11 protein-coding genes are annotated in these 12,600 nt (G+C 74.3%); 8 read left to right on the top strand and 3 right to left on the bottom strand.

Features of this window, described 5'->3' with window-relative positions; genetic code table 11:
* The first annotated feature begins 7 nt into the window (after positions 1-7).
* Entirely contained in the window at positions 8-1,651 is a 1,644-nt protein-coding gene (locus NI25_RS18595) for a penicillin-binding transpeptidase domain-containing protein (protein WP_061443516.1), read from the top strand.
* Between the two features lie 20 nt (positions 1,652-1,671).
* Here the strand turns inward: NI25_RS18595 and NI25_RS18590 are convergent, their stop codons facing one another.
* The 3 genes from NI25_RS18590 to NI25_RS18580 all read right to left on the bottom strand — a co-directional run bounded on the left by NI25_RS18590 (position 1,672) and on the right by NI25_RS18580 (position 3,631).
* Positions 1,672-1,941, bottom strand: a complete 270-nt coding sequence (locus NI25_RS18590) for a twin-arginine translocase TatA/TatE family subunit (RefSeq protein WP_061443515.1) — start codon at positions 1,939-1,941, stop codon at positions 1,672-1,674.
* A 143-nt stretch (positions 1,942-2,084) separates the two neighbouring features.
* Positions 2,085-2,540, bottom strand: coding sequence for a tellurite resistance TerB family protein (locus NI25_RS18585; RefSeq protein WP_061443514.1), 456 nt, complete (start codon positions 2,538-2,540; stop codon positions 2,085-2,087).
* Positions 2,541-2,614: 74 nt separating this feature from the next.
* The gene (locus NI25_RS18580; RefSeq protein ID WP_061446980.1) at positions 2,615-3,631 is read right to left on the bottom strand and encodes a sporulation protein; all 1,017 of its coding nucleotides are present in this window, start codon (positions 3,629-3,631) and stop codon (positions 2,615-2,617) included.
* 292 nt (positions 3,632-3,923) lie between these two features.
* Here NI25_RS18580 and NI25_RS18575 point away from each other — a divergent pair, with 292 nt between their 5' ends.
* From NI25_RS18575 to NI25_RS18545, 7 genes are all read left to right on the top strand, one after another.
* A complete protein-coding gene (locus NI25_RS18575) occupies positions 3,924-5,330 on the top strand; it encodes a hemolysin family protein (protein ID WP_061443513.1) in 1,407 nt (468 codons plus the stop codon).
* The gene (locus NI25_RS18570; RefSeq protein ID WP_061443512.1) at positions 5,327-6,352 is read left to right on the top strand and encodes a hemolysin family protein; all 1,026 of its coding nucleotides are present in this window, start codon (positions 5,327-5,329) and stop codon (positions 6,350-6,352) included. Before NI25_RS18575 ends, NI25_RS18570 begins: the two co-directional genes overlap by 4 nt.
* Before the next feature lie 96 nt (positions 6,353-6,448).
* Positions 6,449-6,964 (top strand): hypothetical protein, encoded by a 516-nt coding sequence (locus NI25_RS18565; protein ID WP_061443511.1) that lies wholly within the window; start codon positions 6,449-6,451, stop codon positions 6,962-6,964.
* Between the two features lie 172 nt (positions 6,965-7,136).
* Positions 7,137-8,390, top strand: coding sequence for a sensor histidine kinase (locus NI25_RS18560; protein WP_199560963.1), 1,254 nt, complete (start codon positions 7,137-7,139; stop codon positions 8,388-8,390).
* Complete coding sequence (locus tag NI25_RS18555; RefSeq protein ID WP_061443510.1) at positions 8,387-9,064, top strand: response regulator; 678 nt, start codon at positions 8,387-8,389, stop codon at positions 9,062-9,064. The genes NI25_RS18560 and NI25_RS18555 overlap by 4 nt, the downstream gene beginning before the upstream one ends.
* A 125-nt stretch (positions 9,065-9,189) precedes the next feature.
* Complete coding sequence (locus NI25_RS18550) at positions 9,190-10,038, top strand: ABC transporter ATP-binding protein (protein ID WP_061443509.1); 849 nt, start codon at positions 9,190-9,192, stop codon at positions 10,036-10,038.
* Complete coding sequence (locus NI25_RS18545; protein WP_061443508.1) at positions 10,035-12,566, top strand: ABC transporter permease; 2,532 nt, start codon at positions 10,035-10,037, stop codon at positions 12,564-12,566. The genes NI25_RS18550 and NI25_RS18545 overlap by 4 nt, the downstream gene beginning before the upstream one ends.
* Positions 12,567-12,600: the final 34 nt, after the last annotated feature.

Raw genomic sequence — 12,600 nt, 5'->3', positions numbered from 1 at the left:
CCTTCCCATGTCCGACTCCCCCTGCCTCTCGTCTCCCCGCCGCCGCAGGCCCCGCAACGGTGTGCGGGCCGTCGCCGCCGTGGGGGTCGTGCTCGCGATCGCCGCGGGCGGCTCGTACGCCGCCGGGTTCGGCCCCTTCGCGCGGGGCGACGACGGCCCCGACCCCGCCGCGATGAAACAGGCGCGCGCCTTCCTCGCCGACTGGGCCGCCGGGCGCCTGCCGAGCGCGGCGGGCCGCACCACCGCACCGGACAAGGCTCAGGAGGTGCTGCAGAGCTTCACCGCGGGCCTCGACATCGAGAAGCCGAAGCTGACGGCGGCGGACGAGGGGGTGCAGGAGGACGAGGACGGCACCCTCGGCGTCCCGTTCACCGCGAGGATGCCGGTCACCGGCCTGGGCACCTGGACGTACGAGTCGCGGCTGCCGCTGCGCGAGCAGGAGGGCGGCGGCTGGAAGGTGGACTGGCGGCTGTCCCTGGTGCACCCGAGGCTCAGCGACACCGAGAAGTTCCGCCTGGAGCGCGAGGAGACCGCCCCGCCGAAGGTCACGGACCGCGAAGGCACCTCCCTCGTGGGTGCCGACTACCCCTCCCTGGCCCCGCTCCTGGGCCGGCTCGCGGGTGACGCGGGCGGTGGCGGCGGCCCGCGCGGCGCGGTCGAACTGGTGGACCGGGCCAGCGGGCGGACCGTGCGCACCGAGGCGTCCTTCGGCGAGAAGCCCGACCCGGCGACGGCGGACCGGCCCGTGCGCACCACCCTGGACGCCACCTGGCAGGCGGCCGCCGAGAAGGCGCTCGGGAAGGCCGACGGCAAGAACGCCGCCCTGGTCGCCCTGCGCGTCGACAACGGCGAGGTGCTGGCCCTCGCCAACTCCCCCTCCTCCGGCTTCAACCGCGCCGCCTCCGGCACCTACGCGCCCGGCTCCACCTGGAAGATCGTCACCAGCAGCGCCCTGCTGCTCAAGGGCGCGGTCGCGCCCGACGACGTCGTGGACTGTCCCAAGTACCTGACGGTGGGCAAGGAGTTCCACAACGTGGAGACCTCCGAACACCCCGGCGCCACCTTCCGCAAGGACTTCACCGAGTCCTGCAACACCGCCTTCATCAGCCTGCGCGGCAAGCTCGACGACGGGGAGCTGGGCAAGGTCGCCCGCACCTACTTCGGGGTCGGCCAGGAGTGGCACGTCGGCATCCCCACGTACGACGGCTCGGTGCCGGCGCCCAAGGACGCGACGGAGAAGGCGGCGTCGATGATCGGGCAGGGCCGGATCCAGGCCAACCCCCTGATCATGGCGTCGGTGACGGCCACCGCGGTCTCCGGCGAGTTCCACCAGCCGTCGCTCACCGCGGGCAACGCGGACGGGACGCGCACCGAGCCGCTCCCCGGCAAGGTCGTCACCCAGTTGCGCGAGCTGATGCGGGCCACCGTCACCGACGGCACCGCGCGCGTCCTGGCCGGCCTGCCCGGCGAGGTCGGCGCCAAGACCGGTACCGCCGAGGTCTCCGACGACCAGGACAACAACGGGTGGCTCGTCGCCCACCGGGGCAACGTGGCCGTCGCCGTCGTGGTCGAGGAGGGCGTCACCGGCGGCGGCTCGGCGGGCCCGGTCGTGCACAGCCTGCTGTCGGCCGTGCCGGACGACCCGTCCTGACCGGGCCGGCGGGAGGCGGGTCAGCCCCGGGACGCGTCCTGGGAGCCGGTGCCGGTGCCGGTGCCGGTGCCGGTGCCGGTGCCGGTGTCGGGGTGGTCCTCGCGCCGGACCGTCTCCCCCTGGATGACGCGCGGGGTCCCCGGCTCGTCCGCGTCCCTCGCGGCGCGGGCCTCGGACTTGAGGATGCGGGCCGACTTGCCCGCCGAGCGGGTCAGCTCGGGGAGCTTCTTGATGGCGAGGACGGCCGCGACGACGATGAGAATGATCGCGAGTTCGCTGAGTCCGAACACGGTGCTCCCCTGGTGAACGTACGGTGCGGGCCCGCGGCACGGGCCCGCACACGGAATCTACGGCAAGACCGGCGGGCCCGGCGCCGCGGGCCGGGGCCTCGGAGACCTCAGAGGTCTAGGAAGCCTCAGACGCCTCGGAGACCTCAGAGGTCGAACTCGTGCGGCGGCAGGTCCAGGGCGTAGCAGGCCTCGCGGACCACGGCGCGCTCGTCCTTGTCGAAGTCCCCGTCGGCGCCGCCGATCACGATGCCGATCTGCACCACGGCCCGAGCCTCGGCGGGCTTCTTCTTCGCCTTGGCGATCTCCTGGAGGATGCCGACCTTGCCGAAGTCGAAGTCGGCGGTCAGCTTGTCCAGGTTCTCCTCGAACCGGCGGCGCAGGTCGTCGGCGGGGAAGTTCTGCAGCACCTCGTTGGCCGAGATCAGCTGGGCGACCCGCTGCCGCTCCGAGGGGTCGACGGTGCCGTCGGCCGCGGCGACCAGCGCGCACATCGCCATGCTCGCGTCGCGGAAGGCACCGCTCTTGAGGTCGTTCTTCTTCGCCACGAGCTGCGTCTGCATCTGCGACGCGGACTCCTTGAAGCGGTCCCACAGGGCCATGAGAACTCCGTACTCCGTACCGGTCGGAAGGGAAAGGGGGGTGATCCTGACCCTCTACAGCACTGTAGAAGTTATCAGCCCTCCTCGTCCTCCGAGTCGCCCTCGAAGAAGTCCCCCACCTCGTCGACGACTTCCGCAGCCACCATCCCCCCGGCGATCCCCGCGGCGCCCGCCACGACGGCGGCGCCGATCCCGGGCCCGCCGCCCGGGTGCCCGGACCCGTGATCGCCGTATCCGGACTCGTGACCGGCGTACCCGGACTCGTGGCCGTAGACCGCGTGCGAGCCGTATGACGCGCGGTGTTCGACCAGCTCCCGGATCCAGCCGTCGACGAGGGTGTTCCAGTCCTGCGGCCCGGCGGGGCCCTCGTGCGGGACGGAGAAGCGGCTGAGCGCGTCGTGGCCGCCGTGGCCCTCGTGTCCGTCGGTGAACGGGTCTCCTCGCTTGTCCGCCTCCAGCACCACCTCCAGGGCGCCGGGCACGGCCAGGAAGGTCAGCTCGATCTCGTTGACCTGGTGGGCGTAGCGCGGGGGCGGGGTCAGCTCGATCTCCTGGTAGAAGGGCAGTTGCTGCCCGGTGCCGCCGATGCGGCCGTACTCCAGGTCGGCGGAGCGGAAGCCGAAGCCGAGCTGTCCGAGGGCCTCCAGGACGGCCTCCTGGGCCGGAAGCGGCGCCACGGCCAGAGGGTCCAGGTCGCCCTTGTCCCGGGCGCCGGCGACCGCCAGCTCCGTGCGCACGCCGAGCACGATGCCCAGGGGCTGCCCGTGCAGTTCGGTGACGGGGGTCTCCCAGGGCAGCGGCACCGCGAACGGCAGGCTCGTCTCCTCGCCCGCCGCGAGCCGGAAGGCGCCGCCGACGACGTGCCGGTCGAAGGCGACGACGCCCTCCCCGTCGCCGTGCTCCTCGTGCTCGGTCTCCACGCGGGCGACCAGCTCCAGCGCGACCTGCTCGACGTCGTGGGCGACGGTGCCGCCGACCAGGTGGACCCGGCCCGACAGGGTGCCTCCCGGCCGGGCGGCGCCCGGGTCGAGGACCGTGTCCACCGTGGGTCCACCCACGCCGAGGGAACCGAGCAGCCGCTTGAACACCATCGAGGCGTTCACTCCTTCACGTTCGTGCGGGAACTCCTGCGAGAGCACCGTGGGAACAACCGGAATCCTCCGGCCGTTCTCTACAGGCGAGTAGAAGCATAGGGGTCTCAGGACTCCCGATCTTTTTGCTCGTCCTTTACCATGAGGGAGAACCCTCGGGCGCCCGGCTGGTACCGGCGCCCACCGACCCCGTTAAGGAGTCCCGTTCCGTAATGGAGCCCCCTAGTACCGGCCGTGCCACGGCCGGCCCGTCTGTTCCCCCGTCTGTGCGTGAGGGAAGCGGGGTGGCACGGTGACCGAGGTCCTGCTGCTCCTGCTGGCCCTCCTCCTCACCCTCGCGTGCGCGCTCTTCGTCGCGGCCGAGTTCTCCCTCACCACCGTCGAGCGCGGTGACCTGGAGCGGGCCGCCGAGTCCGGTGAGCGCGGCGCCGACGGCGCCCTGAAGGCCGTCCGCTCGCTGACCCTCCAGCTGTCCGGCGCCCAGCTCGGCATCACCGTGACCTCGCTGGTCATCGGCATGCTGGCCGAGCCGTCGATCGCCGTGCTGCTGCGCGGCCCGCTGACGGCCATCGGCCTGGGCGGCGCCGCCTCCACGGTGGCGACCCTGCTCGGCGTGATCCTGTCCACCGTCGTCCTGATGGTCGTCGGTGAGCTGGTCCCCAAGAACTGGGCGATCTCGCGTCCGCTGGCCGTCGCGAAGGTCGTCGCGGGCCCGCAGCGCGGCTTCACCACCGCCTTCGGCCCCTTCATCCGGCACCTGAACGACACGGCCAACCGTTTCGTGCGCCGCTTCGGCCTGGAACCGGCCGAGGAGCTGGCGTCCGCCCGCAGCGCCGAGGAACTGGTCGCCCTGGCCCAGCACTCGGCCGCGGAGGGCGCCCTGGAGGCCGACTCGGCGGAGCTGTTCGTCCGTACGCTCCACCTGAGCGAGCTGACCGCGGAGAACGTCATGACCCCGCGCGTGGACGTGAAGGCCCTGGAGGCCCACGCCACCGCCGCCGACGCCGCCAACCTCTCGCACGCCACCGGCCTGTCCCGCTTCCCGGTCTACCGGGACAGCCTGGACGACGTCGTCGGCACGGTCCACATCCGCGACGTGCTGGCCCTGGAGCCGGAGAAGCGCCGGACCACCCCGGTCACCGAGCTGGCCACCGCGCCCCTCCTGGTGCCGGACAGCCTGCCCGCCGACCGCCTCCTGGAGCGCATGCGCGCCACCCGCACCATGGCCGTCGTCATCGACGAGTACGGCGGTACGGCGGGCGTGGCGACCGTCGAGGACATCGTCGAGGAGGTCGTCGGCGAGGTGCGCGACGAGCACGACCCGGTCGAGATACCGGACCTGCTGCCCGCTCCCGCCGGTGAGGACGGCCGCGCGGCCTGGGAGGCGGACGGCTCGCTGCGCCTGGACCACCTGGAGCGCATCGGCCTGACCGCGCCGGAGGGCCCGTACGAGACCCTGGCCGGCCTGGTCGCCACCCACCTGACGCGCATCCCCGCCAAGGGCGACGTGGTCGCCCTCGACGGCTGGCGCATCGACGTCCTCGACGTCGACCACCACCGCGCCGACCGCCTCCGCGTCACGGCCCCCGCGCCGGACGACGCGTCGTCGGCGCATGAACACGCGGCCCCCGGGGACGCGCCGCCCGAGCAGCCGGCCGGCGACCGGTCGGCGCACGAAGAGCGGGAGCTGGCCCGATGACCGTCGTACAGCTCTTCATCGGCGCGCTGACGCTGCTGACCAACGCGTTCTTCGTGGGCGCCGAGTTCGCCATGATCTCGGTGCGCCGCAGCCAGATCGAGCCGCGTGCGAAGTCGGGCGACAAGCGCGCCCGGATGACCCTGTGGGGCCTGCAGCACATCTCCCAGATGATGGCCACGGCCCAGCTCGGCATCACCGTCTCCTCCCTGGTGCTCGGCGCGGTCGCGGAGCCGGCCATCGCGCACCTGATGGAGCCGGTGTTCGAGGCGGTGCACATGCCGCACGCGCTGGTCCACCCGGTCGCCTTCGCCATCGCCCTGACCCTGGCGACGTATCTGCACATGCTGATCGGCGAGATGATCCCGAAGAACATCGCGCTGGCCGCCCCGGCGACCACCGCGCTGCTCCTCGGCCCGCCGCTGGTCGCCCTCACCCGGGCCCTGAAGCCGGTCGTGTTCGGCATCAACGCCTTCGCCAACACGCTCCTCAAGCTGCTGCGGGTGGAGCCGAAGGACGAGGTCGAAGCCGTCTTCACCGACGACCAGCTGGCCCGCATGGTGGTCGACGCCAGCGAGGCCGGACTGCTCACCCCGGCCGACGGCGAGCGCCTGCGCGACGCCCTGGAACTGGGCACCCGCCCGGTCGGCGAGATCCTGGTCCCGGTCCAGAAGATGCGCACCGTCCCGCACACGGTCACCCCGGCCGAGCTGGAACGCCTGGCCGCCCACGCGGGCTACTCCCGCTTCCCGGTCACCGGCCCCGGCGGCACCGTCCTCGGCTACCTGCACATCAAGGACACCCTGGGCCTGACCGACCGCGAGAGCCCCTTCCCGCGCACGGCCCTGCACCGCGTCACCCGCGTCCGCATCGACACCCCCCTGGACGACACCCTCACCGCCCTCCGCACGGAGGACAGCCACCTCGCCGCCGTCACCGGCGAGACGGGCACGGTCCTGGGCTTCGTGACCATGGAGGACGTCCTGACGGAACTGGTGGGACCGACGACACCGGTGGCGCCGTAGCGGGACCCGGGGCGGGGAACCCCGCACCGGCGGGGTTCGTCTCCTCCCACGACAGCCGCACGAGAACGACATCCGCATCGTCGGGGGGAGACGCCCATGGCCATGGTCGGCCTGTTCTGGATTACTGAGGAGTGCGTGTACCTGGGGGCCGAACCCACCGGTACGGCGCCCGGTGTGCGGCTGACCGAGGGCGGTGTGGAGATCCTCGGGCACGAGCAGGGCGGGCGGTCCTGGGGCTGGGAGCAGGTGCGCGGGCTGGACGTGCGGGACGTGGCCGTGCGGTCCGGGCGGCGGCGGCTGGCGTCCATGGCGTTCGACTCGGTCCTGGTGCTGATCACGGGGGACGGCGAACAGCCGCCGCTGTTCACCGTGTGTGTGGAGACGGAGGACGACGGCACGGTCGAGGCGAGCGTCCTGGCCGCCGTCACCGGCGGTATCCACACCCCGGACGAGTACGAACTCTCCCGCACCCTCCTGGCCCGCCTCGCCGACGGCACCACCACCGTCGGGGAGCTGGTCGGCTGGCGCCGGGAGGAGCCCGAGGACGTGGCCCCCACCAGGGACCAGCGCCTGGCGCTGCTGCGGGAGTGGACGGCGGGGGCCTCCGTCTGACCGGCCGACCGGTCGCCGGAACTCTCGCCTGCCCGCCGCCGACCCGGTCCGGTGTCCGCCGCGCCGGCCGGAGTGCCCCCTTCCGTACGCCCCCACCCCCTACCGGGGTATCACCGCGGTTTGGCTCTCCAGGGGGACGGCGCGCTCCGGCCGGGCACCTAGTCTGGTGGCCATGACCTCAGTGGAGGAGGAGCGCCCCCGAGCGCTGCTCGCGGGGGCTTCGCGGCGGTGGGTGCGGACGCTGCCGTGGGCCGTGGCGTTCGTGCTGTGCGTGGTCCTGCTGCCCACCACCATCGTGGTCCTCACCGCCGACTACGGACTGAACGGCGCCGTGGCGAGCGCGCTGGCCGTCGCGCAGGCGGCGCCGCTGCTCCTGGCCGTCGTCCGCCCGCTGCACGCCTGGTACGTGGTCGTGCTCGCGGACGTGGCCGGGGCGCTCGCCCTGCTCACCGTCGACTTCGAGGAGCGGCTGCTGTGGCCGTTCCCGCCGATGGAGCTCGTCGGGTACGTCGCCCTCTGCCTCGCCCTCGGTCTGCGCGAGCGGCGCCGGACGCTGGTGCTGGTGTGGCTGGTGACGGCGGCGGCCAACGTCGGCCTGGGCTTCGCCGCCCCCCACGGCGCCGGTGCCAGGGAGCTGCTGCTCACCATCCTCGGGGGCGTCGCGCTCCTGCTGGGCGGGGTGCTGCGCGAGCGGTACGAGGTGCAGCGCAGGCTGGCCGAGCAGGAGACCATCAGCGAGGCCGAGCGGGGCCGGCGCACGCTCCTGGAGGAGCGCGCCCGCATCGCGCGCGAGCTGCACGACGTGGTGGCCCACCACATGTCCGTCATCACGGTCCAGGCGGACACCGCGGAGTACCGCCTCGCGACGCTCCCGCCCCACGTGCGGGAGGAGTTCACGTCCATCGCGGCGACCGCCCGGGAGTCCCTCGGCGAGATGCGGCGGCTCCTCGGCGTCCTGCGCAGCGAGGAGGCGCCCGGCGAGCTGATGCCCCAGCCGGGCCTCCCGCAGATCGGGCAGTTGGTGGAGGCGACGGCGCGGACGGGCGCGCCGGTCGACTTCACCCCCTGCGACCTCTCCCGCGCCGCCGAGGTGCCCGAGGCGGTGGGGCTGTCGGCGTACCGGATCGTCCAGGAGGCCCTCGCGAACGTCGTACGGCACGCGCCGGGCGCCGCGACGCGGGTGTCGCTGTCCGTGTCGGAGCCCGCCGGCGACCGCGGCGGGGAGCGGCTCACCGTCCTGGTCGTCAACGGGCCGCCGCCCGAGCCGCCCGCCGGGCCGCTCGAAACGGGCGGCACCGGGCACGGACTCGTCGGCATGCGCGAGCGGGTGCGGCTCGTCGGCGGCACCCTCGACGTGGGCCCGCTGCCGGACGGCGGCTTCCGGGTCGCCGCACACCTTCCCCTGACCGAAGAGGACTTCACGTGACGACGCGCGTCATCATCGTCGACGACCAGGCCATGGTGCGGGCGGGCTTCGCCGCGCTGCTGGCCGCCCAGAGCGACATCGACGTGGTGGGCGAGGCCCCCGACGGTGCGCAGGGCGTCGAGCTGAGCCGGCGTACGCATCCGGACGTCGTGCTGATGGACGTGCGGATGCCCGAGATGGACGGCCTGGAGGCCGCGCGCAGGCTGCTCGCGCCGCCGCCGGGCGTGACCCACCGGCCGCGGGTGCTCATGCTCACCACGTTCGACGTCGACGACTACGTCTACGAGGCGCTGCGGGCGGGCGCGAGCGGCTTCCTGCTGAAGGACGCGCCGCCCGCCGACCTCATCGCCGCCGTACGGGTCGTGGCCGCGGGCGACGCGCTGCTCGCCCCCTCCGTGACGCGCCGCCTCATCGCGGACTTCGCCAAGCAGCGCCCCGCGGCCCGGGGCAAGCCGGCCCTGCGGCTCAAGGGCCTGACGGAACGCGAGACCGAGGTCCTCACCCTCGTGGCCCGCGGGCAGTCCAACTCGGAGATCGCGCGGACGCTGGTGCTGGCCGAGCAGACGGTGAAGACCCACGTCAGCCGCGTCCTGACCAAGCTCGACCTGCGCGACCGCGCCCAGGCGGTCGTCTTCGCGTACGAGTCGGGCCTGGTGGCCCCGGGAGAGCAGTAGGCCGGCCTCCCCCTACCCGGGTATCACCCGCACATTGGCTCCCGGGTATGACGCCCGGCCGGCAGCCGGCCCCGCACTCTTCACCCCGTCACACCGGCAAGACGTACGGATGAGGAGACGGGACCATGAGGCTACGCAAGGGCAAGCGGCAGAAGGCCGGCGACCTGCCGGGGGCGGACGGCCTTCCCGGCGCCCCGGCCGCCACGCCCGGGCTCGCCGTCGAACTGCGCGGTGTGCGGCGGCAGTACGGCCGTGGCGCCGGTGCCGTGCACGCGCTCGCGGGCATCGACCTCGCCCTCCCGCGCGGCACCTTCACCGCCGTCATGGGACCGTCCGGGTCGGGCAAGTCCACCTTCCTGCAGTGCGCCGCCGGGCTCGACCGGCCGTCGGCGGGGTCGGTGCGGCTCGGCGGCACGGAGATCACCGGCATGAGCGAGAACGAGCTCACCGAGCTGCGCCGCAGCCGCCTCGGTTTCGTCTTCCAGGCGTTCAACCTGCTGCCCTCGCTGACCGTGGAGCAGAACGTCCTGCTGCCCATGCGCCTCGCCGGGCAGCGCCAGGACCACCGCCGCGCGGCCGAGGTGCTCGCGCAGGTCGGGCTCGCCGACAAGGCGCGGCGCCGGCCCGGTGAGCTGTCCGGCGGCCAGCAGCAACGGGTGGCCGTCGCCCGCGCCCTCGTCACGTCCCCCGACGTGATCTTCGCGGACGAGCCGACCGGCGCCCTCGACACCGGCACCGCCGCCGAGGTCCTCGGGCTGCTCCGGCACGCGGTGGACGTCCTCGGCGCCACCGTCGTCATGGTCACCCACGACCCGGCGGCGGCGGCCTGGGCCGACCGCGTGCTGTTCCTCGCCGACGGTGCCTTCGCCGACCACCTCGAACGGGGGTCGGCGGAACGGATCGCGGCGCGCATGACGGCACTCACCGGTCGTGGTCGAGCGGCAGCCGGGGTCGGGGCGGGGGCGGCGGCATGAGTCTCAAGCCCAACGGCCTCGCTCGCGCCGCCGTGCGCTTCAAGCCCGCCTCCTTCGTGGGCACGTTCGTCGCGCTGATGATGTCGGCGCTGGTCGTCGCGGCCTGCGGCGTACTGCTGGAGACGGGCATCCGTGCCTCCGTGCCGGCGGAGCGGTACGCGAACGCGCCGGTCGTCGCGGCGGCCGACCAGTCCGCACGGGTCGTCGCCGACACCGTCGACGGCACCGAGGTGACCGAGTTCCCGCTGCCCGACACCGCCCGCGTGGACGCGGGCCTCGCGGCCAAGGCCGCCGCGGCGCCGGGCGCGGCCGCCGCCGTACCGGACTTCACCTTCCCGGTGCACGGCCTCCCGGCGGACGGCGGCGACGGCCCGCCGGGCGCGCTCACCGGCCACGGCTGGGGCTCGCACGTCTTCACCGGCACCGCGCTCTCCCAGGGCGCCGCACCGCGCACCGGTGAGGTCGTCCTCGGCGCCGACGCCGCCCGTGCCGCCCGGGCCGGCGTCGGCGACACCGTCGTGCTGGAGACGGCCGACGGGCGGGCCGGCTTCCGGGTGTCCGGGCTGGCCGAGGCCGGTGCCGGCGACACCGCGCGGGAAGGGGACGGCGGCGCGGCCACGGCCTGGTTCGCCGACGCGGAGGCGTCCGTGCTGGCCGGTCACCCCGGCAAGGCCGACGCCATCGCCGTCATGGCCGAGGACGGCGTCGGCACGCAGGCCCTCGCCGCCGCCGTGGAGAAGGCCCTCACCGGCTCCGGCGCCCAGACGCTGACCGGTGACGACCGCGGCGAGGTCGAGGACCACGGGCTGGCGTACGCCAAGGAGACCCTCTTCGCGGTCGGCGGCTCGTTCGGCGGGATCGCCACCCTGGTCGCGGTGTTCACCGCGGCCGGCACGGTCGCCCTCTCGGTCGGTCAGCGCACCCGCGAGTTCGCGCTGCTGCGCGCCGTCGGCGCCACCCCGCGCCAGATCCGCCGGGCGGTCGCCGCCGAGGCGCTGCTCGTCGCCCCGCTCGCCGGGCTGCTGGGCTGCCTGCCGGGCATCGGGCTCGCGCACTGGTGGTTCGGGCAGATGCAGGACCGCGGGGCCGTCCCGGAGGCGGTCGACGTGCACGTCTCCGGGTTCCCGCTGCTCGCCGCCGTCGGTCTCGGGCTGCTCACGGCACTGGGCGCCGGGTGGGCGGCCGGGCGCAGGCCCGCGCGGATCAAGCCGGGCCAGGCGCTCGCCGAGGCGTCGGTGGAGCGGCTGCGGCCGGGTGTCGTCCGTACCGTCCTCGGTCTCGCCGCGGTCGGCGGCGGGTCGGCGCTCGCCGGTGTGGCCGCCTCCGCCGCCGGTTCGGACGCGGCCAACGCCTCCCTCGGCGTCGTCATGCTCTTCATGCTGGCCGTCGCGCTGCTCGGGCCGATCCTGGCCCGGCTGTGCGCGGCGCTCTTCGGCCTGCTGCTGCGCGGCGGGGGCGCCTCGGCGTCGCTGGCCGCCGCCAACTCCCGTACCAACTCCCGCCGGCTGGCCTCCGCGATCACCCCGATCGTGCTCGCCATGGCCTTCGCCTCGACGCTCGTGTTCATGCACACCAGCGAGAGCCACGTCGCCTCCCAGCAGCTCCGCGACGGCCTCACGGCCGACCACGTCGTGACCGCCCCGGCGGGCCTGCCCGCCGACGCCGCCGCACGTGCCGCCCGCGCGCCCGGCGTGGACGCGGCGGTGAGCGTGCTGAACACGCAGGTGCTGGTGCCCGTCCGGGGCGGCGGCGAGACCTCGCTGCAGGGGACGGCGACGCAGGGAGTGTCGGACGCCGGCGCCCGGTTCGCGCGGGTGCAGGACCTGGACGTGCGCGAGGGCAGCCTGGACCGGGTGGGGGAGGACCGTATCGCCATCGACAAGACCCTCGCCACCGCCACGCACGTCGGACTCGGCGACAAGCTGCCGCTCCACCTCCCCGACGGCACGAGGGCCGCCCCGGAGGTCGTCGCGGTCTACGGCCGCGGCCTGGGCCTGCCCGCGGTGACCATGGACCGCGCGTTGCTGGACGGCCACGTCACCTCCGCCTTCGCCGACACGCTGCTGGTCAGTGGCGGAGACGCCGAGCCGCTCGGCGCGCTCGGCGAGGTCACCGACGCCTCGGGCTACGCGCTCGCGCAGAACGTGGACCGCGAGTTCGGCGCCTGGGCCAACTACATGATGGCCGCCGTCCTGGGCGGCTTCGCCGCCGTCGCGGCGGTCAACACCCTGGTGATGACCGTCCTGGACCGCCGCCGCGAACTGCGCACGCTGCGCCTCGTCGGCTCCACCCGGCGCCAGGTGCTGCGCATGCTGGGCTGGGAGAGCCTGCTGGTGTCGGCGGCGGGCGTGGCCCTGGGCACCGCCATCGCCATGATCACACTGACCCCGATGATGCGAGGTCTGACCGGCGAGCTCCCGCACGTCCCCCCGCTGCTGTACGCCGCGTTCGCCGCGACGGCGGGAGCCCTCGCCCTCACCGCAGCGATCCTCCCGGCGCGGGCGGCACTGCGTGAACGGGGGGCCTGAGGCCGGCCGGGTGACGGGTCGCGCGGAAATCTGC

Origin of the sequence: Streptomyces sp. CCM_MD2014 (assembly GCF_000772045.1) — a bacterium.
GTDB classification, from domain to species: Bacteria; Actinomycetota; Actinomycetes; order Streptomycetales; family Streptomycetaceae; genus Streptomyces; species Streptomyces salinarius.
This window is presented reverse-complemented; position numbering and strand designations above follow the sequence as displayed.